This is a genomic window from Lentilactobacillus kosonis (assembly GCF_003864335.1).
GTDB lineage: Bacteria > Bacillota > Bacilli > Lactobacillales > Lactobacillaceae > Lentilactobacillus > Lentilactobacillus kosonis.
Window position 1 is genome coordinate 64010 of sequence record NZ_BEXA01000006.1, and the last position, 25687, is coordinate 89696.

At 37.3% G+C, this 25687-nt stretch carries 17 protein-coding genes and 7 pseudogenes; 20 read left to right on the forward strand and 4 right to left on the reverse strand.

Annotated features, from left to right (window positions below; all coding sequences use genetic code 11):
- The first annotated feature begins 15 nt into the window (after positions 1–15).
- The 5 genes and pseudogenes from NBRC111893_RS12320 to holA all read left to right on the forward strand — a co-directional run bounded on the left by NBRC111893_RS12320 (position 16) and on the right by holA (position 4707).
- Positions 16–761, forward strand: a pseudogene (locus tag NBRC111893_RS12320) (helix-hairpin-helix domain-containing protein).
- A gap of 45 nt (positions 762–806) precedes the next feature.
- Positions 807–1283, forward strand: coding sequence for a ComE operon protein 2 (locus NBRC111893_RS09185; protein WP_125008847.1), 477 nt, complete (start codon positions 807–809; stop codon positions 1281–1283).
- A 660-nt stretch (positions 1284–1943) separates the two neighbouring features.
- Positions 1944–2618, forward strand: a pseudogene (locus NBRC111893_RS11480) (ComEC/Rec2 family competence protein); the annotation flags it as partial.
- A 308-nt stretch (positions 2619–2926) separates the two neighbouring features.
- Positions 2927–3532, forward strand: coding sequence for a ComEC/Rec2 family competence protein (locus NBRC111893_RS09195; protein ID WP_230402969.1), 606 nt, complete (start codon positions 2927–2929; stop codon positions 3530–3532).
- Between the two features lie 149 nt (positions 3533–3681).
- Complete coding sequence (holA, locus tag NBRC111893_RS09200) at positions 3682–4707, forward strand: DNA polymerase III subunit delta (RefSeq protein WP_125008850.1); 1026 nt, start codon at positions 3682–3684, stop codon at positions 4705–4707.
- A 46-nt stretch (positions 4708–4753) separates the two neighbouring features.
- On the opposite strand, the gene rpsT is transcribed toward holA, so the two are convergent.
- Positions 4754–5005, reverse strand: coding sequence for a 30S ribosomal protein S20 (rpsT, locus tag NBRC111893_RS09205; protein ID WP_125008851.1), 252 nt, complete (start codon positions 5003–5005; stop codon positions 4754–4756).
- A 239-nt stretch (positions 5006–5244) separates the two neighbouring features.
- Here rpsT and rpsO point away from each other — a divergent pair, with 239 nt between their 5' ends.
- The 10 genes and pseudogenes from rpsO (at position 5245) to argH (ending at position 16488) form a co-directional block, all read left to right on the forward strand.
- On the forward strand, positions 5245–5514 hold the full coding sequence (rpsO, locus tag NBRC111893_RS09210) for a 30S ribosomal protein S15 (protein WP_125008852.1): 270 nt from the start codon (positions 5245–5247) through the stop codon (positions 5512–5514).
- 140 nt (positions 5515–5654) lie between these two features.
- Positions 5655–7406 carry a ribonuclease J gene (locus NBRC111893_RS09215; RefSeq protein WP_125008853.1) on the forward strand — a complete coding sequence of 584 codons (1752 nt, stop codon included), beginning with the start codon at positions 5655–5657 and terminating at the stop codon, positions 7404–7406.
- 79 nt (positions 7407–7485) lie between these two features.
- A complete protein-coding gene (locus tag NBRC111893_RS09220) occupies positions 7486–8409 on the forward strand; it encodes a hypothetical protein (protein WP_125008854.1) in 924 nt (307 codons plus the stop codon).
- Between the two features lie 185 nt (positions 8410–8594).
- Positions 8595–9782 (forward strand): elongation factor Tu, encoded by a 1188-nt coding sequence (gene tuf, locus NBRC111893_RS09225; RefSeq protein WP_125008855.1) that lies wholly within the window; start codon positions 8595–8597, stop codon positions 9780–9782.
- A 164-nt stretch (positions 9783–9946) separates the two neighbouring features.
- Positions 9947–11273, forward strand: a pseudogene (gene tig / locus NBRC111893_RS09230) (trigger factor).
- A 156-nt stretch (positions 11274–11429) separates the two neighbouring features.
- Positions 11430–12676 (forward strand): annotated as a pseudogene (gene clpX, locus NBRC111893_RS09235) (ATP-dependent Clp protease ATP-binding subunit ClpX).
- 68 nt (positions 12677–12744) lie between these two features.
- Complete coding sequence (yihA, locus tag NBRC111893_RS09240; protein WP_125008856.1) at positions 12745–13326, forward strand: ribosome biogenesis GTP-binding protein YihA/YsxC; 582 nt, start codon at positions 12745–12747, stop codon at positions 13324–13326.
- Positions 13327–13328: 2 nt separating this feature from the next.
- Positions 13329–13622, forward strand: a complete 294-nt coding sequence (locus NBRC111893_RS09245) for a nucleoside triphosphate pyrophosphohydrolase family protein (protein ID WP_125008857.1) — start codon at positions 13329–13331, stop codon at positions 13620–13622.
- A 197-nt stretch (positions 13623–13819) separates the two neighbouring features.
- Positions 13820–15103 carry an argininosuccinate synthase gene (locus NBRC111893_RS09250; RefSeq protein ID WP_125008858.1) on the forward strand — a complete coding sequence of 428 codons (1284 nt, stop codon included), beginning with the start codon at positions 13820–13822 and terminating at the stop codon, positions 15101–15103.
- The gene (gene argH / locus NBRC111893_RS09255) at positions 15103–16488 is read left to right on the forward strand and encodes an argininosuccinate lyase (RefSeq protein ID WP_125008859.1); all 1386 of its coding nucleotides are present in this window, start codon (positions 15103–15105) and stop codon (positions 16486–16488) included. The genes NBRC111893_RS09250 and argH overlap by 1 nt, the downstream gene beginning before the upstream one ends.
- A gap of 51 nt (positions 16489–16539) precedes the next feature.
- Here argH and NBRC111893_RS09260 read toward each other — a convergent pair whose 3' ends face one another.
- Positions 16540–16719, reverse strand: coding sequence for an SPJ_0845 family protein (locus NBRC111893_RS09260; RefSeq protein WP_125008860.1), 180 nt, complete (start codon positions 16717–16719; stop codon positions 16540–16542).
- A 190-nt stretch (positions 16720–16909) separates the two neighbouring features.
- Between NBRC111893_RS09260 and NBRC111893_RS09265 the strand changes: the two genes are divergently transcribed.
- The 5 genes and pseudogenes from NBRC111893_RS09265 to NBRC111893_RS09285 all read left to right on the forward strand — a co-directional run bounded on the left by NBRC111893_RS09265 (position 16910) and on the right by NBRC111893_RS09285 (position 24443).
- Entirely contained in the window at positions 16910–18382 is a 1473-nt protein-coding gene (locus tag NBRC111893_RS09265; protein WP_191984847.1) for an ABC transporter substrate-binding protein/permease, read from the forward strand.
- Positions 18372–19118: an amino acid ABC transporter ATP-binding protein gene (locus NBRC111893_RS09270; RefSeq protein ID WP_125008861.1), complete on the forward strand. Its 747-nt coding sequence runs from the start codon at positions 18372–18374 to the stop codon at positions 19116–19118. Before NBRC111893_RS09265 ends, NBRC111893_RS09270 begins: the two co-directional genes overlap by 11 nt.
- A 141-nt stretch (positions 19119–19259) precedes the next feature.
- A pseudogene (gene uvrC, locus NBRC111893_RS09275) lies at positions 19260–21067 on the forward strand (excinuclease ABC subunit UvrC).
- A 119-nt stretch (positions 21068–21186) separates the two neighbouring features.
- Positions 21187–22474, forward strand: a pseudogene (obgE, locus tag NBRC111893_RS09280) (GTPase ObgE).
- Positions 22475–22504: 30 nt separating this feature from the next.
- Positions 22505–24443: pseudogene (locus tag NBRC111893_RS09285) on the forward strand (acyltransferase family protein).
- A gap of 43 nt (positions 24444–24486) precedes the next feature.
- On the opposite strand, the gene NBRC111893_RS09290 reads toward NBRC111893_RS09285, so the two are convergent.
- Both NBRC111893_RS09290 and NBRC111893_RS09295 read right to left on the reverse strand, forming a co-directional pair.
- Positions 24487–25296, reverse strand: coding sequence for a hypothetical protein (locus tag NBRC111893_RS09290; protein WP_125008862.1), 810 nt, complete (start codon positions 25294–25296; stop codon positions 24487–24489).
- A 12-nt stretch (positions 25297–25308) separates the two neighbouring features.
- The gene (locus NBRC111893_RS09295) at positions 25309–25596 is read right to left on the reverse strand and encodes a hypothetical protein (RefSeq protein ID WP_125008863.1); all 288 of its coding nucleotides are present in this window, start codon (positions 25594–25596) and stop codon (positions 25309–25311) included.
- Positions 25597–25687: the final 91 nt, after the last annotated feature.

A 25687-nucleotide genomic window follows, 5' to 3' on the forward strand; every position in this document is an offset into this window, starting at 1 on the left:
AAAGGGGTGAGACTGATGGATAGGTTCAAGGAATTTATTGAAGATCATTTATACCAAATTATTGGGGGCATGGTTGTAGTATGTGCAGGATTATTGTTGGGGTTAATCTTAATAATGCGGCCCGCTACTCCTTCAATAGCTCAGAATTATCAAGCTACTAGTGTGGGTGAGCAAGCAAGCATTAATCAGGAAGATTCTAGAACAAGTGACAACTCATCATCTACCGAAGTAAGGCAAAATCCTGAAAATACTAAACTAAATACTCAAGGTGGACATAAGCAAATTTATGTTGATGTTAAGGGGGCAGTTAGAAATCCGGGAGTTTATCAGGTGAAGTCGAATATGCGAATTTGTGATGCGGTTGACTTAGCCGGGGGTTTTAATCGTTCAGCTGATAAAAACAAGTAAATCTTGCTAAGCGGCTAACTGATCAACAAGTGGTGTACATTCCTATCAGAGGAGAGATTAAAGGTAACCAATTTAAGGATGGTGATGCGAAACCAATTGCTTCAGAACAATCAGAAAGTAACGAAGATATAATTAATTCTGAAAATACTAATTCAGATAATAACCAAATTAATCTTAATTCTGCAGACAAGACTAAACTTCAGGAACTTACTGGAATTGGCGAAAAAAAAGCTGATCAAATTATCGCATATCGGCAAGCCCATGGTAATTTTAAGAAAATCGATGAATTAAAGGATGTTCCAGGATTTGGTGATAAAACATTTATGAACTTAAAGTCGTCAATTTGTGTATAACGTGAGATAATTTTAAACGATATAAATTTCTTGGAGGTTAATATAATGGATAACCGAATTAAATGGGATCAATATTTTATGACTCAAGCAGTTTTGTTGGCTTCTAGAAGTACTTGTGAGCGGTTATCAGTCGGAGCGGTTTTAGTCAGAGACAAGCGAATTATCGCGGGTGGGTATAATGGTTCCGTTGCCGGCGACGATCACTGTATTGATGAGGGATGTTATGTAGTTGATGGTCATTGTGTGCGGACAATTCATGCCGAGATGAATGCTATTTTACAGTGTGCCAAGTTTGGTGAACAAACTGATGGTGCTGAAGTCTATGTAACTGATTTTCCATGTTTACAATGTACGAAGATGCTTCTACAGGCAGGAATTACCAAAATTAATTATTTACGAAATTATCATAATGATGAATATGCACAAAAATTAATTCGGTTAAAACAGATTGAACTAAACAAGATTAAATTAACCCATGATGATTTAACTAAAGTACCTTTTGATGCCTATTTGTCTGATTAAAAATTAAAGATTTATGGCTTTTCGTTGCTTTACTACTAATGATTATAGCTTTAGCAAGTGTTCACCCAGTAATTGGACTAGTTAGCCTCTGTGTTTGGGGAATTCGTGTGTGGTACTGTAAATGCCGGAGATTAATGATGGTGGCTGGGGTAATGGGACTGTTATTCACGTTTGATGTGTTTAATACTAAAGTATTCCCACCCAAAGAAGACTATAATCAAGAATACTGAACAAATTCGACTTTATCCAGATCAAATCAAAGTTAACGGAGATAAGATTAGTTTTGTAACTACTAATACTATAAATCGGCAAAAGTCAGTGTACTTTGGTCAGCTAAGAAGTCACGATCAAAAATGGATGTTACAGAATTATTCGCGGGCTATAAATTTAAGCTTAAGTGCGAAACTTTCTCGATTTAAGAATCCCACTAATGTTAATGAGTTTGATATTAAAAAGTATTATCACTATCAAGGAATCAATCAGCTAGTCCAAATATCTGAGTTGCATATGCAACCTAATGATAGGTCAATTAGTGTGTCTGATTTACCTCACATATTGAGGACTGGATTACTATTACGTACTGCCGGCTTGCCAGTAGAACTTAGGCGATATTGTCTGGCATTGATAATCGGCTTTCGAGATAGTGATTTTTATCAAGCAATGATCGGAAGTTCTAAATTAGGGTTAATGCATGTATTTTCAGTATCGGGAATGCATGTTTATTATTTTTTAATATTACTTGATAAAATTTTGCTGCTGATCAAATTACCTAATAAGCTTAGAATAGCTATTGAGGTGGGCTCTCTGATTGTTTACTTTCAATTTGCTGGTGGTAGCCCAGGATTATTTAGAGCGGTTGTCATGGCAGTTATCGGGCTATTAAGCCAAGCCTTTAAATTTAAAGTTTCAAATATTGATTGCTGGAGTTTAACGTTAATTATGCAGCTATTTGTGTTACCCCAGGCAGTTTACTTGCTGAGCGTGCAACTTAGTTATTCACTGGCATTAGGAATAATTGTGACTGCCAATTGGCGGATGATCTCAAAGACAGTCATGTTAAATGCTATTTCCTTTCCGATTATCATCTATAATTTTTACGAATGGCATTTACTGTCAATTGCCGCAACTGTAATATTTTTACCAATATTGACCAGTGTTATCTTTCCAATGGTGGTTTTGATATGTATTGTTGGTAATGGCATATTTATTACCACAACCTGTGAGTGGTTTATTAAATTATTTAACGAATTAATTAATCAAGTTGGTGAATTACCTGGGATGGTCGTGTTTGGGAAACCGCCACTTTGGCTGATAATATTGGAACTAGTATTAACATATTATTTGGCAGTTAATGGTATTGCCAACTCAAAGCGAGCGATTATGATCATAGTAAGTTTATATTTGGGTGCATTTAGCTGGCTACATTTCCCATTAACAGGTGAAGTGACGATGATTGATGTCGGCCAAGGCGATAGCTTCTTAATTCGCCAGCCATTTAATCGTCATGTGACACTGATTGATACTGGTGGCAAAGTTCATTTTAAGGAGCAAGTGTGGCAGCGAGAAACACAAAATTATCAAGCTGATCGTCTAGGAATTAACTTTTTAAAAGTATTGGAATTAGTAGGATTGATGAAATATGTATTAGTCATCAAGATGCAGATCATTGTGGCGACTTGCCGGCATATCTTAATAAAATGCAAGTTAATAGTGTTATCGTCCCTTGGGGTATGGATAAAAATCAGAGCTTTATTAAACGGTTAAGACAGGCAGGCTATCCGTTAGATCATGTCATAACAGTCTCTAATAAGCACAATAATTTTATTTCTGGTTTGCAAGTTCTACACCCCTTTATTCCTGGAAAGGGAGAAAATCATGATTCTATGGTGTTATTTGGTACCTATGGCGGCAAACGTTGGTTATTTACTGGCGATTTAGATCGACAAGGAGAATTAGACGTGATCCATAAGTACCCTGGATTGCAAATTGATGTTTTGAAGGTGGGGCACCATGGGAGTAAAACTTCTTCTGATCCTGTATTCATTCATACTATCCAGCCACAAGTTGCACTTATTTCTGCCGGCCGTAATAACCGTTATCATCATCCTAACGACGAGACTATTGCTACTCTAACTAATAAACGAAGATTGATCATTAATTCTCAAATTTCTGGAATGGTAAGATATAAATATTGGCACAATTTAGGTAGATTTGAAGCAACGGTCAACTTAACTAAAGATGATAGTTAGAATTAGTATATAGCGATTAATATTGTCTGCTTTTGTGTTTTACAGTTTGATGATAAACTAATTAAGATTTCAATTGATTATTAAATATTGATCCATTAGCACTTGGAATAAAGTAGCAATACCAGTTGTTAATTTGAAGGGACACGGTAATGAATTATTCTGAATTTATGCGACAAATTAAAAACAATCCACCAGCAGGGGTATATTTGATTGATGGCTTTCAAGATTATCTTTCAGATAAAATTAAGCAATCTTTTACTCAACTAATCCCTGAAGAGGAACGATCAATGAATCTATCTGTGTTCGATATGGAAGAGACATCATTGAGTAACGCCATCGAAGATGCAGTTTCTATGCCATTTTTTGGTGAGAAAAGATTAGTAATGATTAATCATCCGTTCTTTTTAACTGGAACAAAAAAGAAAAGTAAAATTGACCACGATGTTGACGAGTTGATTGAATATATTAATCATCCCCAAGAATCCACGATTATGGTAATTTTTGCTGCTTATGATAAGTTAGATTCCAGAAAGAAAATTACCAAGCAGTTAAAAAAATTGGCAACTGTGGTAAGCATTGGTCAACCATCTGAAAATGAAACTAAAGCAATTATTAAAAATGAAGTTGCAAAAGCTGGTTGTGCAATTGATGATGCTGCAATCGATAAGTTAATGGAATTAACGTCTGGTAATCTAACTAAGATGATGAATGAAATACCTAAGCTGACGATATATAACAATGACACTAAACGAATCGACTCAAAATCGGTGGCAACGTTAGTACCAAAGTCAATGGAACAGAATGTGTTTGATTTAGTCAATACGGTTCTTGATAAACAACCAACCAAATCATTAGAGATTTATCACCAGCTAGTTCTAGAAAGTGATAATCCAATTCAAATTAATGCCGTATTGATTCAACAATTTAGATTGCTTATCCAAGTGATGGTATTGAAGCAGCACGGGTCCTCACAGGGAAATATTTCTTCGTCATTAAAAGTTCATCCGTACCGAGTTAAATTAGCATTACAATCAATTCGTAGATTTGCTTATGAAGAATTGACATCAGCTTATTTAGGGTTAGTTAATATTGAACGAGAAATGAAGTCGTCATCGCGTTCGACAGAATTATTGTTTGAATTATTCGTAGTGAACTTCATGAAAAAAACGGCATAAAAAAGCCCATTATGTGAGATTATTCTCACATAATGGGGCTTTTTAATTATTTAGCTAACTTAGTTAAACGTGACTTGTCACGAGCAGCTTTGTTGGCTTTGATTAATCCCTTTGACTTTGCGTGATCAACGGCGCTGATGGCGTTGATGTAAAGATCTTTGGCATCATCTGAACCAGCAGCTTGAGCTTTTTCAAACTTCTTAACTGCTGTTCTCATTTTACTGAGTTGTGAAGCGTTTCTTTCTTGTGCTTTTTCGTTAGTCTTCACACGTTCGATGGCTGATTTAATAATTGGCATTGGTTTCACCTCCGAGTCGATAACTATTATAAGTAAATTTTCAACAAGCATCATTATACAGAATCGAGAATATGTTTGCAAGGGTGGTTAATAGTGAAAAGTCAGAAAACACTTGTTTAATCTGGATAAATCCCTTATAATATCATTTGTGTCTTGAACACAACCCTCAACTTAGTACTGCGGGGCCACTTACCGGGTACTCAGTTGTTGGACTAAAATACTAAGGTGGTAAATATATCATGGCTTTAACTCAAACTGAAAAGAATGAAATTATCAAAAAGTATGCTCGTCACGAAGGTGACACTGGTTCAGCTGAAGTACAAATCGCTGTTCTAACTGCTGATATTGATGAAATTAATGCTCATATGAGAGATCATCGTAAGGATTTCCATTCACAACGTGGTCTTATGAAGAAGATTGGACACCGTCGTAATCTTCTTGCTTACTTACGTAACAATGACGTTGCTCGTTATCGTGATCTTATCAAGAGCTTGGGCCTTCGTCGTTAATATTAAAATTAAAATTAATTTTGGAGTCGAAATATTCGACTCCTTTTTTTTATACAAATTTCGCAATTAGCGTAAATATGGTAAACTAAAGGAAGCTGAATTATGGACGTAAAAAAAAGAAAAAAATTTTGAGGTGAAACATGGACAGTAAGATTAAGATTATTCCACTAGGCGGCGTACGTGAAAACGGTAAAAACATGTATGCTGTTGAAATCAATGATGGAATATATATATTAGATTGTGGGCTTAAATACCCAGAAAATGAATTATTGGGAATCGATGTTGTTATTCCTGATTTTTCATACTTGAAAGAAAATCGTGATCGCATCGTTGGAGTATTTTTAACTCATGGACACGCTGATGCAATTGGTGCCTTACCATACTTTTTAGGTGAGTTTAATGTGCCAGTGTTTGGTTCAAAAATGACCATTGAACTGGCCAAGATTAGTGTTAGCGAATCTAGTGAAGCTGCTAGTTTCGATGATTTCCATGTAGTTAGTGACCGAAGTGAGATTGACTTTGAAGATGTGAGAATTACATTCTTCAGAACTACCCATTCCATTCCAGGCTCACTGGGAATTGCAGTTCATACTGATGCTGGAGCAATTGTTTATACTGGAGACTTTAAATTCGATCAAACCGCAACTCATTTATATCGCACGGATTATTCTCAGTTAACTAAGCTTGGTGATCAAGGTGTCTTAGCTTTATTAAGTGATTCAAGTAATGCTGAAAACCCTGCACCGTCAGCATCTGAAAATCAAATTAGCGACTACATCAAAGGCGTTTTCAATGACCATCAAGGAAGAATTATCGTGGCCAGTGTTGCTTCAAATATCATTAGAATGCAACAGGTATTCGATGCTGCCGCTCAATCTGGTCGAAAAGTATTCTTAAGCGGTAAAGACTTAGATAAGATTGTTAAGACCGCCTTAAAATTATCAATGTTAAAGCTCCCTAGTCCAGATTTGTTGATTAATAACGCTAGCGACTTAGAAAAGCTTGACGCTAACCAAACAGTAATTATTCAAACCGGAAAGATGGGTGAGCCAATCAAGGCTCTTCAACGAATGGCGAACAAAGAAGAAAAGGATATTAACATTGAACCAGGTGATTTAGTATTCATTACCACTACGCCATCTACCGCAATGGAAACAACTGTTGCCAAGACTAGGGATATGATTTATCGGGCTGATGCTGAAGTTAAGATGATCTCTGATGAGATGAACTCTGCAGGCGATGCCAGTCAAAATGATCTTCAATTACTATTGAACATTCTCAAGCCTAAATTCTTTATCCCAGTGCAAGGCGAATATCGGTTATTATCATCTCATGCTAGATTAGCTAAGCAATTAGGTTATACAGATGCTCAGATTGTGATTCCTAGCAAGGGTGATGTTATTTCCATTAGTGAAGATGAAATCTGGGTATCTGGTGGACTTGATATTGCTGATACGATGATTGACGGTAGTGGAATTGGTGATATCGGTAATATCGTGCTCAGAGATCGAAAAGTATTGTCTGAGGATGGAATCTTCGTGGCGGTAATTACTATTGACCGGAAGAAGAAACGGGTTATTTCATCGCCTAAATTGACTTCTAGAGGGTTTGTTTACGTCAAAGCTAACAAAGATTTAATGAATGAAGCCTCGGAAATAATCAAAAAGACGGTTCAAGATAACTTAGAGAACAAAGAGTTTGATTGGAGCAACTTAAAACAGGATGTTCGGGATGGCCTTAGCGATTATTTATATCATCAAACTAAGCGACACCCAGTAATTTTGCCTGTCATTATGGAAGTTAATCAACATCATAAACGGACAAACAAAAAGCATTCAAAGGGTAACGGCAAATCAGATAAAGTTGAATCTGCTGAAAATTCAGAAGTTTAGATAAATAAGGTACAAATATCCTCGATTGAGATATATTTGTACCTTATTTCTATATTATGGCATAAGAAGAGGTGATTAAATGTCATTATCAGAACAAGATAAAGTGATTATTCAAAGTGCTAAGGATGATTTTGTAAATGGAAACTATCAACAGACAATTAGGAAAATGGATAATTTACGGGTAACAGTAGGCGAGAGCTATGAGTTATTATTGTTGCAGGCTCGAGCATACGCAAAACTTGGTAACCAAGAGGTGGCTATTAATATAATTAACGAAATTGCAAATGAAGAGGTTCAGCCAGGAGATGTTACCTTCATTGTAACCACGTATCTGAATGATTCACAATTTATTTCTGCTCGAAAGTTAGTATCACAATTAAGGCAACCACATAGAAATGAAATACTTGATCAAATTGTGATGGCAGAGCATAGTTATCGAAGAAATCATCGGCATGATTTGGTTAAATTACAGCGAAAACTATTCTATATTGGTAGCCATAGTGCAGATCTCCAAGCAAGAATTGTTAAAGAAGCATTACATTTGCCATTAACTGAATATTTAGAAGGAGTAACCGCTGTCTTGATAGATAAGGCTGGTTGGCAAGTAATTAAAACTCAATTTCTATTCGAATTGATTAGTTTGCAGATTGATGATCAAGTTAAATTTCTATGGTTAGATGATCAAATTCATACAATGATTCCAGCCAAGATTGATTTAAATCAATCAATGAAGCCATTAACCGATTCAGAAAATATAATTATGGGCGAATATGAAAATAATGATCCAATTACTGCCCAACTTTTAATCACACAAATTTATCAATTGGGAAATTATTTATTTCCGTATGCATTCAAAGTAATTAACAACCCTAAGGCTTGGGTTACAATTGTTAGTCGATATGTTTTAGAACAACATGTCATTGGTGATGGTGTTGCTGATGAGGGGATGATCCGCTGGCTAGAGGCAATCCTTAAGCAAGAACAACGAATAAAATATATGTAATATAAAATAAAAAATAAAAAAATAATATTAATCTGTTTACAAACAATTTAACAATGGATATAATACTTAAGGATTCTTCGAAAAATTGACGGCTTTGTCTTTTAGAGAAGATGTAGTATAATATCTATCAGAAATGCATTGACAAAAATCAATGTAATTCTTGAAAACAACAGGAGGTTTCATTAATGGCTAAAGAACATTATGAAAGAACAAAGCCCCATGTTAATATCGGTACTATCGGCCATATTGACCATGGGAAAACTACATTAACTGCTGCTATCACTAAAGTATTGGCTTCTAAAGGTCTTGCAAAGGCTGAAGACTATGCTGATATCGATGCAGCTCCAGAAGAACGTGAACGTGGTATAACGATCAACACTGCCCACGTTGAATACGAAACTGAAACTCGTCACTATGCTCATATTGACGCCCCAGGACATGCTGATTACATCAAGAACATGATCACTGGTGCCGCTCAAATGGACGGTGCTATTTTGGTTGTTGCCGCTACTGATGGTCCTATGCCACAAACTCGTGAACATATCTTGCTTGCTCATCAAGTTGGTGTTGAATACATCGTTGTATTCTTAAACAAGACTGATTTAGTTGATGATGACGAATTAGTTGACTTGGTTGAAATGGAAGTTCGTGAATTACTTTCAGAATACGATTACCCTGGAGATGACATTCCTGTTATCCGTGGTTCAGCTCTTAAAGCCCTTGAAGGCGATAAGGAACAAGAAGAAGTTATCTTACATTTGATGGACGTTGTTGATGAATACATCCCAACTCCAGAACGTGATGATAGCAAACCATTCTTGATGCCAGTTGAAGATGTCTTCACTATCACAGGTCGTGGTACTGTTGCATCAGGTCGTATCGATCGTGGTATCGTTAAAGTCGGTGACGAAATTGAAATCGTTGGTCTTCACGAAGACGTAATGAAAACAACTGTTACTGGTCTTGAAATGTTCCGTAAGACACTTGATGAAGGCCAAGCCGGTGATAACATTGGTGCCCTTCTTCGTGGTGTTGACCGTGAACAAGTTGTTCGTGGACAAGTGCTTGCAGCCCCTGGCTCAATCCAAACCCACGAAAAATTCTCTGGTCAAGTTTATATCTTGAGCAAAGAAGAAGGTGGACGTCATACTCCATTCTTCTCAAACTACCGTCCACAATTCTATTTCCATACTACCGATGTTACTGGTGTTATTGAACTAGAAGATGGCGTAGAAATGGTTATGCCTGGTGATAATGTTGAATTCAACGTTGAATTAACTAAGCCAGTTGCCATTGAAAAAGGTACTAAGTTCACTATTCGTGAAGGTGGACATACTGTTGGTGCCGGTGTTGTTGGTGAAGTTAAGGACTAATTTCCTTCTCTTATCTGGCATTACCAAAAAAGTCATGGGAATTTTCCCATGGCTTTTTTGTTTAAATTCTAAATGTATTTTACTTTTACTGGTTAATAAGTTAAAATAACAATGTTATGCAATGAGAAATTGTACAAATAATCTTTTGTCTCGGAGGAAACAAGATGTCTGCAAAATGGGAAAAAAAGGGTACTAACGATGGAGAATTAACTTTTGAAATTAGTACTGACTCAATCCAAGATGGTTTGGAACGAGCATTCAAAAAAACAAAAATAGTATCAGTGTACCTGGCTTCCGTAAGGGTAAGGTTCCACGCCAAGTATTTAACCAAATGTACGGTGAAGAAGCACTCTATGAAGATGCTTTAAACATTCTTTTACCAGAATCATATGAAAATGCAGTTAAGGATTCTGATATTGATCCTGTTGATCAACCACAAATTAGCGTTGAATCAATGGAAAAGGGTAAACCATGGGTAATTAAGGCTACTGTTTATGTTAAGCCTGAAGTTAAACTTGGCGATTATGAAGGGCTTAGTGTTCCTAAGCAAAACACTCGAGTATACCAAAAAGATATCGATGCAGAACTTGAAAAGCGTCGCGAAAGCCAAGCTGAATTAGTTCTTAAAGAAGGTAAAGCTGCTGAAATGGTGATACTGTCGTTATCGATTTTGATGGCTCAGTTGACGGTGAAGCATTTGATGGTGGTAAGGCTGACAACTACTCACTTGAATTGGGATCAAACTCATTCATCCCTGGCTTTGAAGATCAATTAGTTGGTCACAAGGCTGGCGATGAAGTGGACGTTAAAGTTACTTTCCCAGAAGATTACCAAGCAAAAGAACTTGCTGGTAAAGAAGCAATCTTTAAGACTGCTATTCATGAAGTTAAGGCTAAGGAATTGCCTGCACTTGATGATGACTTCGCTAAGGATGTTGACGAAGACGTTGATAGTCTTGATGAATTGAAAGACAAGATCAAAGAAGAACTTAAGGAACAAAAGAAGAGCGAAGCTCGTGACGCCATCGAAGACGCCGCAATTAGCGAAGCTGTTGATAACGCTGAAGTTAAGGATATTCCTCAATCAATGTTGGATGATGATATTCAACGTCAAATGGATCAATATCTTGCAGGAATGCAACAACAAGGTATTAACTCAGAAATGTACTTCCAATTGACTGGTACTACTCCAGATGATTTGAAGAAACAATTCTCCGATGGTGCTGAAAAGCGCGTTAAGACTAACTTAGTTCTTGAAGAAATCGTAAGCGCTGAAAACATTGAACCAGATGCTAAGGATATTGATGCTGAAGTTAAGAACTTAGCTGACCAATACGGTATGAAGGAAGATGCAGTTCGTAACGCATTGACTGAAGATATGTTGAAGCATGATATTGCTATCAAGAAAGCAATTGACTTAATTGTTGATTCTTCTAAGCAAGATGCAAAAGCAAAAGATACTAAAGCAAAAGATACTAAAGATAACGACTAATTAGTTGTTGTGCTAAAAAAGATCCGTTATTTATTGACGGTCTTTTTTCCCTTATTGGGCTTAATCAATATGATTGCTTTTTAGTAGTTATGTGATAAAGTTACCTTTGTTGTTTATAAGTAATGATGCTTCCGATATGTAGGAGGAGTGAATATATTGTTTGATGATACAGAAACTAGCGGAACTGTGACCTGTTCATTTTGTGGCAAGTCACAAGACCAAGTAAAAAAAATCGTTGCGGGTCCTGGAGTATATATTTGTAATGAATGTATTGATTTGTGTAAACAAATTATTGATGAAGAACTTGCTCCCGAAAGTACCCCAGATGATTTATTAAAAGTACTTACTCCACAACAAATCCTTGATAAGCTCAATGAGTTTGTTATTGGTCAGGAAAATGCTAAGCGGACCTTGTCAGTTGCCGTGTATAACCATTACAAGCGGGTTAATGACATGATCGAAAATCCTGATGAAGACTTAGAATTGCAAAAAAGTAACATTTGTATAATCGGGCCTACTGGTTCAGGTAAGACTTATCTTGCCCAAACTTTGGCTAAGACATTAAATGTGCCATTTGCAATTGCTGACGCCACTACTTTGACTGAAGCAGGGTATGTTGGTGAGGATGTTGAAAACATTCTCCTAAAGTTGCTCCAAAATGCCGACTATGACGTTGAAAGAGCCCAAAAGGGAATCATTTATATTGATGAAATCGATAAGATTGCTAAGAAATCAGAAAATGTCTCGATTACTCGTGATGTTTCTGGTGAAGGTGTTCAACAGGCATTATTAAAGATTTTAGAGGGTACAATTGCAAATGTTCCACCTCAGGGTGGTCGTAAGCATCCTCAACAAGAATTCATTCAGATTGATACTACTAACATTTTGTTTATTGTTGGTGGTGCATTTGATGGAATTGAAGGAATTGTTAAGAGTCGTCTAGGAGATAAGACTATTGGTTTTGGAACTGACTCCGACTCTGCTCCTGATTTGGATGATAACAATATTATGCAATCAGTAATTCCAGAAGACTTGCTTAAATTTGGGTTAATTCCTGAATTTATCGGTCGTTTACCAATTTTGACAGCACTTGATAAGTTAACCGAAGCTGATTTAGTTAGAATTTTAACTGAACCTAAAAATGCTTTAGTTAAGCAGTACACGAAGCTAATTTCATTGGACGGCGTTGAATTGGAATTTCAACCTGCTGCCCTTAAGAGCATGGCTCAATTGGCAATTTCGCGAAACACAGGTGCTCGTGGATTAAGATCAATTATCGAAGGGGTAATGAGAGATATTATGTTTGATATTCCTAGTCGAACTGATATTGAAAAGTAATTATCACTCCTGAAACCGTTACAGATCACCAAAATCCAGAATTAGTATTAAAACAAGCATCGTAATTTGGAATAAACTGATGTAAACTACAATTGGTTTGCATCAGTTTTTACATAAAATTGGAGGGTTACTTTTGGACGTTCATAATGTCGATTTGACGATTAGTGCTGTAGAAGAAAAACAATATCCTAAGACGAATTATCCGGAAATTGCGCTGGTTGGGCGCTCAAATGTTGGGAAGTCATCATTAACTAATACTTTAATCAACCGTAAGAGTTTAGCGCATACTTCTGGCCAACCCGGAAAAACACAAACTTTGAATTTTTATAATGTTGAAGATGAGCTATTTTTTGTTGATGTCCCTGGCTATGGTTATGCTAAGGCTTCAAAGGCTAGCCGTGAGAAGTGGGGACGAATGATTGAAACATATTTAAGTCAACGGGATCAACTTAAGGGAGTTATTACGCTTGTTGATGGTCGTCATGAACCAAGCGTTGATGATGTTTCAATGCGTGAGTGGTTGAATTATTACAATATTGATGTGTTAACGGTTGCTACCAAAATGGATAAAATCGTTCCAGGCAAGTGGAATAAGCAAGAATCGTTAATTAGAAAAACCCTATCAATGTCACAGTCAGATGATTTAGTATTATTTTCTGCGGTTAGTAAAAAGGGTAAGGACGAAGTTTGGAAATGGATTGAGGAGAGAATGTAAACATGGATTTTAACGATTATCAAAAAGCAGCTAATCGAACTTTAATGGGCAAAGAACAAGTATTAACTAATTGTGCATTAGGATTAACTGGTGAAGCTGGTGAAGTCGCTGATTTAATTCGGAAGTATACATTTAATAATGAAAAGCTAGATCATGATGCAATTGTCAAAGAAATGGGCGATGTATTATGGTACTTATCTCAAATTGCCGAATGGGCAGATATTCCATTTGATGAAGTCGCTGACAACAACATTAACCGCTTAAAGCAACGCTATCCATCTGCACTTAATAATTAAATTACTTGTTAAGGAAAAAGACCGACTAAGTTAATTAGTCGGTCTTTTTTAGTTGTTTTTTAATCATATTCATCCTAATAAATGAATATTTTTAATATCATTTCTCTGCTTTTTGAATAAAAATTAATAAAACCTTGTTTGAAATGTATATTAGTGTTATTCTCTTGTATAACAATTAGATGAAAGAGGGAAATTTTATGGCAGATAAAAAAGTAGTTTTAGCATATTCTGGAGGTCTTGATACTTCGGTTGCAATTGCATGGTTAAATGATAAGGGATATGACGTAATTGCATGTTGTATTAATGTTGGTGAAGGTAAGGACTTGGATTTCGTTAAATCTAAAGCTCTTAAAGTCGGTGCAATTAAAGCGTATGTCTTAGATTCATTAGATGAATTCGCAGATAATTATGCCGCGGTGGCCCTTAAAGCTAACGCATTTTATGAGGGTAGTTACCCTTTGATTTCTGCCTTATCTCGCCCTCTCATCTCTAAGAAACTTGTTGAAATTGCTCATCAAGAGCATGCTGAAGCCGTTGCCCATGGGTGTACTGGTAAGGGAAATGATCAAGTTCGATTTGAAGTTGCCATTCATGGACTTGATCCCCAATTAGATGTATTGAGTCCAGTTCGTGACTGGCACTGGTCTCGTGAACAAGAAATTGAGTATGCGAAGGAACATAATATTCCCATTCCAATTGATTTGGATTCACCATATTCAATTGATGCGAATATCTGGGGCCGTGCTAACGAAGCCGGAATTTTAGAAGATCCTTGGAAAAGTGCTCCTGAAGATGCATTTGCAATTACTAATCCAATTGCGGCAACGCCTGATGAACCAGTGGAACTTCAGATTACTTTTGAAAAGGGAATCCCCGTTGCCTTAGACGATCAAGCAATGAGTTTTGCGGATATTATCACTAAATTAAACGAAATTGCTGGCGAGCATGGAGTTGGTCGGATCGATCATATTGAAAATCGATTAGTTGGGATTAAATCACGTGAAGTTTACGAAGCTCCAGCAGCGACTGTCTTACTGAAAGCGCATAAAGAGTTAGAAGATTTAACGTTTGAACGAGATTTAGCTCACTTCAAACCAGTGATTGAGAAACAACTTAGTGAAATGATTTATAATGCATTGTGGTTTTCACCATTAATGGATGCAATGCAAGCCTTTATTGATCGGACTCAAGAAGTTGTTAACGGTATTATTAAATTGCAACTATTCAAGGGTAATGTGATGGTATTAGGTCGTAGATCAGGTTCATCACTATATGATAAGGATTTGGCAACTTATACATCATCAGATTCATTTGATCAAGAGGCAGCTAAAGGCTTTATTAAGCTTTGGGGGCTTCCAACTCAAGTCTATTCACAAGTGCAATTAAAAAACAAACAAGCCCAGTTTGTTGATGCAGTGATTCACAGCGAGGCCAAAGAAAAAGTGGCAGTTGATAACAGCTCCAAGAAAGCGAACCATTAATGAGTACCAAGAAATTATGGGGTGGTCGCTTTACGGACCAAGCTGAGGAATGGGTCGACGATTTCGGGGCATCAATCTCTTTTGATCAGTTGATGGCTGATGAAGATATTGAGGGATCGCTAGCTCACGTTAAAATGTTGAAGCATACCAACATCTTACCAGCAGATGATTGTGATAAAATCATTGCGGGTTTAGAAGATTTGAGGACAGAACTTCATGCTGGAAGTTTAGAATTTACTACTGAAAATGAAGATATTCATATGAACATCGAAGCACTGTTAACAAACAAAATTGGTCCGGTTGCTGGCAAACTGCATACAGCTAGATCAAGAAATGATCAGGTAGCTTTGGACTTTCACTTATACGTTCGAAATCGTTTACCACAAGTAATTGATGCGATTACCACATTGCAAATGACATTAGTTGAGTTGGCAGAAGAAAATGTGGAAACCATTATGCCAGGATATACTCACTTACAACATGCTCAACCAATTTCATATGGCCATTACTTAATGGCTTATTACCAAATGTTTAAACGTGATAAGGAACGATTCGAGTTTAATAAGGTTCATACAGATATTTCGCCCATCGGGGCGGCGGCGTTAGCAGGAACGACTTTTCCTACTGATCGGGAATATACAGCAAATGAACTGGGATTTTCACAAATTTACTTAAATTCACTAGATGCGGTTTCAGACCGTGATTTTGCATTAGAGTTTTTAAGCAATGCTTCAATGCTGATGTTGCATTTAACCAGATTCTGCGAGGAAATTAGTATGTGGGTTTCACATGAATTTAATTATCTCGAGTTAAGCGATGCTTACACCACAGGGAGCTCAATTATGCCACAGAAAAAGAACCCCGATATGGCTGAATTAATACGTGGTAAAAGTGGTCGGGTGTATGGCCATTTAATGGGCTTATTAACAACGATGAAGTCACTGCCATTAGCTTACAACAAGGACCTGCAAGAGGATAAGGAGGGGGTATTTGACACTGTCAGAACTATTTTACCTTGTTTAAAGGTCTTCAATGGAATGATTAAGACGGCCACGCCTAATGTAGAACGGATGAAATCAGCAACGGAAAACGATTTTTCAAATGCGACCGAATTAGCAGATTATTTGGCGGCTAAGGGAGTGCCGTTTAGAGAAGCACATGCAATTGTTGGTAAACTTGTCCTTCAAGGAATTAATGAAGGCAAAAATTTACAGGACATGTCAATTGAGGAACTACAAGCGGCTTCAGATCAGATAGCGCCTGACGTATATGTGGACTTAAAGTCTGAAGTTGCGGTGGAACGCCGTCACTCATTAGGTGGTACGGGATTTGATCAAGTAAGAAAGCAAATTAAGGCTGCTAAATCAGAATTGGCTGATGACTAAAAAAGAACCTGACGAAGACGGAATAGTCTTTGTCAGGTTCTTTAATTGTACTTATTTATCGGTATCAACATCATGATGCTTGTTTTCAGGCCGTTTTTCGTTTTTACGTTTTTTATCATCTTTACGATCGTGTTTTAAAAACTTATCGCGTTTTTCATCATCAAGGTCAAGTTCGGCAAACTTACCAAACATTGCATCAAGGTTATCTTGACGGTTTACTTTTAGTCCCATGGATTAATCTCACTCCTTTAACTGCATAATAGCAGATATCACTAATAATGTCACTTGATGATTGGATTGGATATAAATATGCATTAAAAATTTGATTTTATGAATAAAAATCATTTTTTCGTTTTTTTATTGCATAAAACGAAAAAACAGTGTAATCTAATTAATATTAAATTTAAAAGAGGTTATATTTATGAATATTATTATTAAAAAATGCATAAAAGCAGGAACACTAATTCTGTTAGCGGCATTTAGCTTGATTGCAATATTAGGAATAAATACATATGCGGCAGATAATTCTCTTAAAAACGTGGAACAGCGAAAAGAGTTAATTGTGGTTACTAGCCCTGATTATCCGCCATATGAATTTCAGGTTAATCAAAATGGTAAGGAAGAAGTTAAAGGAATGGATATGGACGTCGCCAACAAGATCGCTCGTGACCTTCATGTCAAGTTAGTGGTTAAAAGTATGAGTTTCGATTCACTATTAGTTGCGATTGAGACTGGTAAAGCTGATATGGCCATCGGAGGAATTAATCCAACCCAAGAGCGGCGACAAAGTGTTGATTTTTCAAAAATATACTATAACGGTGGGCAAAGCTTTTTAATCAATAAGGCAGATGCCAATAAGTATCAGAGTAGAAAAAATTTAAGTAATACCAAAATTGGGGCCCAGACTGGTACATTACAGTATGATTTGGCCAAAAAGAAAATTCCCGGTTCAAGTGTTAAAGGGATGGATAAGACAACGGATTTAATTCTGGCCTTGAAAACTCATAAACTTAATGCGCTAGGAATTGAAACCCCATCAGCTGAGGCTTACGTTAAAAATGATAAGTCGTTGGCAATGATTCCTTCAGGATATAATTTGAATGTTAACGAGGTTGGGGCTGCTATCGCAATGAAAAAAGGCTCAACTAGTTTAGTCAAGGCAGCTAATAAAAGTATTGATCAAATCAAAAAGCATAATTTAACTGAAAAGTATCTGGCTGATTCAGGTAAGTATATGAAAGTTAATACTGTTAATACATCAATGGTGCATTACTTACCTTATTTCATAAAAGGGGTTGAGTATACGGCGTTAATTTCGGTACTGGCATCAATTTTTGGGGTTATTCTGGGGGTTACCTTAGCATTGCTTAGATTTAGCAAATCAAAATTGCTTCGGGGAATTTCCATTAGTTATACTGAATTTGTTCGAGGAACTCCACTAATGGTTCAGGTGATGTTTGTTTATTTTGGGATTGGCTTGATTGTTAATATTCCGGCTTTACTATCGGGTATTATCGCAGTTTCATTAAATAGTGGAGCTTACGTGGCAGAAATTATTCGTGGGGGAATTAACTCAGTGGCTGAAGGTCAATCGGAGGCGGCTGCTAGTTTAGGGTTATCTAAATCAGATATGATGCGATTCGTTGTTCTTCCTCAGGCGTTTAAAAATATTTGGCCAGCCCTTGGAAACGAATTTATTTCATTGATTAAAGAAAGCTCAATTGTTTCAATCATTGGAGTTACTGACTTGATTTACCAAGCCAATATTGTCAGGGCTGACACCTATCGTGGGGTAATGCCAATATTCGTTGCAATGATTATTTACTTTATTATCACGTTTGCATTAACGAGACTATTGAACTACTACGAAGGGAAGATGAAACATGCTGGATAAGTCAATGATTGAAGTTAAAGGATTAGAAAAGAAATATGGTGAGAATGTGATTCTCAAGGATATTGAAGGAATTGTTAAATCTGGGGAAGTAATCTGTATTATTGGACCTTCAGGAGCGGGAAAGAGCACTTTCTTACGTTGTTTGAATCTACTTGAAAAGCCAACTAACGGAACCGTGACCTTTGATCACCAGAATTTGCTAGAATTAACTGATAAGGAATTGGTTACTATTCGTGAGAAAATGGGCATGGTATTTCAAAACTTTAATTTGTTTCCAAACATGTCAGTGCTTGACAACTTGAAGTTGGCTCCAAAACGGGTGAAAAAGATCAGTGATGCTGAGGCCACTGAAGCAGCTATGAAGTTATTGGATCGAGTAGGATTATCTGAAAAGGCTGATGCATATCCAGATAGTTTGTCTGGTGGTCAAAAACAACGGGTGGCTATTGCGCGAGCGTTAGCAATGAATCCAGAAGTAATGTTATTTGATGAACCGACATCAGCGCTTGATCCTGAGATGGTTGGTGAGGTGTTATCGGTTATGAAGGAATTGGCAGATGATGGGATGACGATGGTCGTTGTCACTCATGAAATGGGATTTGCGAAGGAAGTTGCTGATGAAGTTTGGTTTATGGCAGATGGTTACATTTTAGAAAAAAACCAACCAAAAGAATTATTTCAGCACCCACAAAATGATCGAGCAAAAGATTTCATTTCTAAAATCATTGGTGATTAGTTGAGAATGCAGCATAAAAGAGTGTCAATAAGGGAATAAGCCTTCGTTGACACTCTTTCTTTGATTGTAATTCAGTTTGATTGAAGCAAACATGTATTCGCGTTATAATTTTGACTAGACTTTTAAAGGGAAGTGGACAACTTGGCTAGTGAATATTTAGAACACAAACTAGCGTTATTGCCTGATATGCCGGGATGTTATTTAATGAAAAACATTAACGGTAAGATTATTTACGTTGGGAAAGCTAAAAATCTTAAGAACCGAGTTCGTTCTTATTTCAAGAGTAGTCATGAAGGGAAAACGGCTAAGCTTGTTTCGGAAATTGTTGACTTTGAAACCATTGTCACTTCTACCGATAAGGAAGCGTTTCTTTTAGAAATTACGTTAATCCAAAAGCATCGGCCATACTTTAACATTAAGTTAAAGCAAGGTAATGGTGGATATCCGTACATTAAAATAACTAATGAACGTGATCCACAAATTAAAATCGTTAACTCATTGTCTAAGGATGGTGCTTATTATTATGGACCCTATCCAAACGTATATGCAGCTGATGAGACAGTTAACTTTTTGCAGAAAGTTTATCCATTGAGACGTTGTAATGGGTACCAAGGCCGGCCATGTCTGTATTATCATATGGGCCAATGTTTGGGACCATGTTTTAGAGACGTTCCTAAAGAAGAATATGATGAACAAATCAAAAAGATTAAATCGTTTTTAAGTGGGAATGTGGATAGTGCAAAAAAATTGCTAACACAGCGGATGCAAGCAGCGGCTGAACAAATGGAATATGAACGAGCCGCTGAGATTAGAGATCAAATTAAGTATATTGAAATTACGGTTGAAAAACAGAAAATTATTAGCAATGACAATACGCCTCGTGACATCTTTAATTATTATATGGATAAAGGATGGCTATCAATTCAAGTTTTCTTTATCCGGCAATCACGATTGATGAAACGTGAAAAGCGCTTGTTTCCAATCATTAATGATCCCGATGAAGAAATGGTTAGCTTTATTGCACAGTTTTATCAACAAAAGAATCAGATCTTACCAAAAGAGATTTTGGTACCAGCACGTTGCCAGCTGATGTGATTAGCAACGTTGTGGAGGGTGTTCCAGTAAGAACACCTAAACGGGGACAAAAACGGGATTTGCTAGATATGGCTGGTACAAACGCTAAGCTAGTGCTGGAAGAGAAATTCCGGTTAATGGAATTGGATGAGTCTAAGACTACTGGGGCAATGAACGAATTAACTGATGCAATGGGGATAGCTCCTGGACATCGTATTGAAGCATTTGATCATTCTCATATTCAAGGAGCAGATATAGTGTCAGCCATGGTAGTCTTTGAAGATGGGCAACCAAATAAGAACTTGTATCGAAAGTACAAGTTAAAAACTGTCGATCATGCTGATGAAGCTGCTAGTACTAGAGAAGTAATTCGGCGGCGATATACTCGGTTACTTAAAGAGCATTCAGATATGCCCGATTTAATTTTAATGGATGGCGGTGACATTCAGATGAATGCCGCTAAGGATGTCCTGGTTAATGAACTTGGTTTGAACATTCCGGTAGGGGGGATGGTTAAGAATGATCATCACCAAACGGCAGACTTATTATTTGGAAAGGCAGACACGCCCCTTCACTTAGACCCGAAGAGCCAAGGCTTTTATCTGCTACAACGAATTCAAGATGAAGTTCACCGATTTGCAATTACGTTCCATCGCAAGGTGCATACGAAGAATACATTGACTTCCCGACTAGATGCTATTTCAGGGGTCGGACCTAAGACTAGAAATAAGTTACTTCGTAAATTTGGATCGTTAAAGAAAATCGCTGATGCGCCAGAACAAGAAATTAGAGATTTAGGGATTAGCGAAACCGTTGCAAAAACAATTAAATTTTCACTTGGAAAAATTGCGAAAGCTGATGCGACTAAGGAATAGGTAATTGTTTCTAACAACTAGCAGAATTACTTTGACGTTGATTTATATTCTCTGTATACTGCACTTTGGGTACATCTGTACTGAACTAAATAGATTAAGGTAAAAAATGGTGAAAATATATGTTTGTTGATCAAGTTAAAATTGATGTTAAAGCAGGAAACGGTGGTAACGGAATGGTTGCGTTCGGCGCGAAAAGTACGTTCCTAATGGCGGCCCTGCTGGTGGTGATGGCGGTCACGGAGCCGACATTATCTTTAAAGTAGATTCCGGAATGAATACACTGATGGATTTCCGTTATCATCGGAAGTTTAAGGCTCCAGCTGGTGGTAATGGGGCCAATAAGTCGATGACTGGCCGTAGTGCTGAAAACTTGGTTGTTCCTGTACCAGAAGGAACTACGGTAATCAATGAGGTTACCGGTGAAGTTGTTGGCGACCTGACCGAACCAGATCAAGAACTAGTTGTGGCTAAGGGCGGTCGTGGTGGCCGTGGAAATATCCATTTTGCTAGCGCCAAGAACCCTGCTCCAGAAATCGCTGAAAATGGTGAACCTGGGGAAGAGGTTTCGCTTAAGTTAGAACTAAAGGTGCTAGCAGATGTTGGATTAGTTGGTTTTCCATCTGCTGGTAAGAGTACATTATTATCAGTAATAACTAGTGCTAAGCCTAAGATTGCTGGTTATCATTTTACGACCTTGGTACCTAATCTAGGAATGGTCAGATTAAATGATGGTCGTGATTTTGCGGTTGCTGATCTACCAGGACTTGTTGAAGGGGCATCAGAAGGCGTTGGGCTAGGAATTCAATTTTTACGTCACGTTGAAAGAACGCGAGTAATTCTTCACTTGGTTGATATGTCTGGTGAAGAGGGACGTGATCCATTTGAGGATTACTTAGCTATTAACAAAGAACTAGAAGCCTACGATGAAGCAATTCTTGAACGGCCACAAATCATTGTTGCCACTAAGATGGACTTGCCTAACTCAGCTGATAATTTGGCTGAATTTAAGCAACAGCTTGCAGATAATGAACAAAGGAATTTCGAAGTACTACCAATTTCATCGGTTACGCATGATGGTCTCCAAGAATTAGTGCAAAAACTGCTGACTTATTAGAGCAAACTGTCGCAATTCCTACTAAGCATGTGGAAGAAACTGCTGAATACGAGTATCATAAAACAAGTAATGATCTTAGCATTACGTTTGATGATGAACTCGAATCATGGGTTATTAGAGGAGCAGAAATTGAAAAGCTGTTCAAAATGACTGATACGATGCATGAACAAAGTATGTTAAGATTTGCTCGCAAAATGAGGGGAATGGGGATTGACAAAGCTCTTAGAGATGCCGGAGCTAAAGATGGGGACACCGTAACAATCCTTGATTTCTCCTTTACTTATGTTGACTAATTAAAAAGTAAAACAAGGTAGGAATTCAACATGCAACAAGCACAAGGGAGTACTAATAGTAAGGGAAAACGGCTGAAAAAAAGTCGTTATATTACTGGATTTGACGGAATTAGAGCCTTAGCGGTGGCAGGAGTGATTATTTATCACTTGTTACCGTACAATCTGCAAGGTGGCTATATGGGGGTACCGATATTCTTTGCGGTTTCGGGCTACCTGATTACTGACCTGCTGCTTCAAGAATGGGAGCAAAATGGTCGAATTGATTTTATTGGTTTTTATATTCGAAGATTGAAACGATTATATCCTGCTCTGGTTGCGATGCTTATCGGAACGGGAGCATACATAACGTTATTTCAACGGTCTTTGTTGGCAAACTTAAGATCAATCATTAGTACTAATTTGGTTTATTTATATAATTGGTGGGAAGTTGGACATGGTCAAAGTTACTTTGATCGCTTTAATGGTGAATCACCATTTACTCATCTATGGTCATTATCAATCGAAGGTCAGTATTACTTAATTTGGCCACTGCTGCTTACAGCAATGATTATTTTAATCAAGCGAAAAAAGATTATTGCTTGGATTATGTTCACATTCGCACTGCTATCAGCTGGATTGATGGGAGTAATCTACACGGGACCGGATGCTCTTAATCGGGTATATTACGGCACCGATACGCGAATGTTTTCAATCATTCTTGGTGTCACATTAGCGATAATTTGGCCAGCAACTCATTTAAAAGCCAAAATTTCTAATCGTGGTCGATGGACCTTAAATGGGTTAGGAATTGGAGCTTTTGCCATCATGGGATGGCTGTATTTTACCTTGGCTGGTCAAATATCATTACCTACCGTGGTGGGATGTTCTTGATGTCACTGGCATCAGTCGCGTTGATTGCTGCTTGTGCACATCCAGGGTCTGATGTAAATCGTTGGCTAACTAATCCAGTATTTGCATGGGTCGGAACTAGAAGCTATGGGATTTATCTTTATCAATTTCCAGTAATGATTTTCTATGAAATGCGGGTTACGAACATCGCTGCACACCCATTTATGAATGCAATCATCGAAATTGCAATCATTTGTATCATTAGTGAGTTATCTTATCGATACATTGAGAACCCGCTTCGGAGATATCATTACACACGAACTCCAAGCGCAATCAGAAACTTTTTGGTAAACAGTCAACTTATGGTCTGAAACGGCTGTGGGCAGTACCAATTGTGCTATTAGTAGGGATTTGTGCTTATGGTAGTGCAATTGCTCCAAGTAAAGAGGCCAAGACGGCACTACAGACTGATATCACTAAGAATCAAGCTAAGGCCGCTAAAAAGAATAAGTTGGCTTTAGCTAAACAAAAGCAGGCAGAAGCTGCTGCTAAGAGTACTCAACGGCAGCAGAAGTTGTTAAAGAAGAAATTAACTCCAACCCAAAAACAAATTGCCAATAGATTTGGCTTGACCAAACGCCAATATTTAACTGTTCACCAGCAACCAGTTACGGCAATTGGTGATTCAATCATGGCGGATACCAGTCACGATTTACAAACTGTCTTTCAGCAAGCATATGTGTCAGCTGCCGTTGGTCGACAAATCTGGCAAGCGTCATCTGTCATTAAGCAATTAAAGAGTAAGGGCGAACTAGCCAATAATGTGGTTATTAATCTAGGAACCAATTCACCAATGACTAGTCAACAAATTGACAGTGTTATTAAGGAAATCGGTCCTAAACGCAAAATTTTCTGGATTAATTGTCATGTTCCAACGAGAAATTGGGAAGCTGAAGTTAATCGAACGATAGCTCTTGCAGCTAAAAAACACTCGAATATGTATATGATTGATTGGCACGGCTACAGTCAAGGTAATTCAAGCTGGTTCTGGCAGGACAATGTTCATCCAAACCCAACTGGAAACACTAAGTTTGTTCAGTTAGTCGCTACTGATATGAGTAAGATTTTAAAATTTGGGTAAATTAAAAGAGTTTAATCTCAACTGAGATTAAACTCTTTTTTTATTAATTCAAATCAATTGTTAAGCCCTGAGTTGGAGCAGATGATACTTTGTTACCCTGTAAATTATAAATATCGCCAAAGTTAAGGGTTACTTTATTGGTTGGTTGATTTGCATAATCGCGTAGGTAGCCAACTGTAGTGAAAGTTTTTGTCTCATTTGGCTCAATATGATTACCAGCGGAAGAATCGCTAAGTTGATTATTTACTGCTAGTGTGTCGCCTTGATCAGTCTTAACGTTGTTAATTCCATTAAGCGCAATTGTGTCGCTTTGCTTGTTAGTGATTGTATAGTTGATAACAAAGGTGTAGTACTGATTAGGAACGCTCTGCAGATTTAGAGTTTGAGCAACAGCTTGCTTAGCAGCCGCTGTCTTAGGCGTGTTCTTAATAACTTTAGCCTTAGTGACTTTATAAATAATATTATCGACGCTTAATGATTTAGATTGACTGTTAATTTTCGATAGTTGCTGCCGGGTGCCAAAATTATCAAAGGTAAATTGTTTGGGCTTGGTTAGATTGCCGTTTTTAGTGTAGTTTGGCTGATGACGCTCTGCTGCTGGCACCGTGTAGTGATAGTTAGCTAGATTGGTGCGGCTTTTTTTCTGAGGATCCTTTGAGGCTGTTTTTGAAGATGAACTTTGCTTAGATGCAGTTGAATTAGCGGATTTATTTGAGGAACTATTTTGCATTTTAGCAGAGTAGGAATCTTTATCTTGACTGTTATCATTTGCCTGTTTTGAATTATTATTCCCACACGCAGCCAGACTGAGGACGAGCCCCGTGATGCCTAATAGATAACCGATTTTTTTCATATATTTTTCCCCCTAGTAGAATACTAATGTCTTGTCAATAATTCTAAACCCAAATACCAATTTTTTAGTGTTAAAGAACCGAATATCATAAGAATTTGGAACTTTCTTAAGCATCTTTATAAATTGATTCAGATTCAAGGTTGAATTGATGCTTGGACTGTCAGCTTTGGTTTGTAGAAAAATCGTGGATTCAATTAGGGAGATTTGAGTAACCGGTTCAAAATGCTGTCCCTTTGCAACTAGTAATATTAGGGTCGGATTAAGTGAATTAGTTGCTCTTACAAATTCGTCTAGGTTCAAAGTTACACCTCCGTCTGTGAATATTTAATACCGAATTATGATACAATTATATAGTGTTTTTTGAAAATTAGATTAGTAAATCGACTTAAAC

Bases quoted from the DNA above. Each gene is read 5' to 3' on its own strand.
- NBRC111893_RS09265 (WP_191984847.1), top strand. From the start codon at position 16,910: ATGAATATTATTATTAAAAAATGCATAAAAGCAGGAACACTAATTCTG.
- NBRC111893_RS09215 (WP_125008853.1), top strand. From the start codon at position 5,655: ATGGACAGTAAGATTAAGATTATTCCACTAGGCGGCGTACGTGAAAAC.
- NBRC111893_RS09250 (WP_125008858.1), top strand. From the start codon at position 13,820: ATGGCAGATAAAAAAGTAGTTTTAGCATATTCTGGAGGTCTTGATACT.
- holA (WP_125008850.1), top strand. From the start codon at position 3,682: ATGAATTATTCTGAATTTATGCGACAAATTAAAAACAATCCACCAGCA.
- NBRC111893_RS09260 (WP_125008860.1), bottom strand. From the start codon at position 16,719: ATGGGACTAAAAGTAAACCGTCAAGATAACCTTGATGCAATGTTTGGT.
- NBRC111893_RS09220 (WP_125008854.1), top strand. From the start codon at position 7,486: ATGTCATTATCAGAACAAGATAAAGTGATTATTCAAAGTGCTAAGGAT.
- rpsO (WP_125008852.1), top strand. From the start codon at position 5,245: ATGGCTTTAACTCAAACTGAAAAGAATGAAATTATCAAAAAGTATGCT.
- tuf (WP_125008855.1), top strand. From the start codon at position 8,595: ATGGCTAAAGAACATTATGAAAGAACAAAGCCCCATGTTAATATCGGT.
- rpsT (WP_125008851.1), bottom strand. From the start codon at position 5,005: ATGCCAATTATTAAATCAGCCATCGAACGTGTGAAGACTAACGAAAAA.
- NBRC111893_RS09185 (WP_125008847.1), top strand. From the start codon at position 807: ATGGATAACCGAATTAAATGGGATCAATATTTTATGACTCAAGCAGTT.
- argH (WP_125008859.1), top strand. From the start codon at position 15,103: ATGAGTACCAAGAAATTATGGGGTGGTCGCTTTACGGACCAAGCTGAG.
- NBRC111893_RS09270 (WP_125008861.1), top strand. From the start codon at position 18,372: ATGCTGGATAAGTCAATGATTGAAGTTAAAGGATTAGAAAAGAAATAT.
- NBRC111893_RS09290 (WP_125008862.1), bottom strand. From the start codon at position 25,296: ATGAAAAAAATCGGTTATCTATTAGGCATCACGGGGCTCGTCCTCAGT.
- NBRC111893_RS09245 (WP_125008857.1), top strand. From the start codon at position 13,329: ATGGATTTTAACGATTATCAAAAAGCAGCTAATCGAACTTTAATGGGC.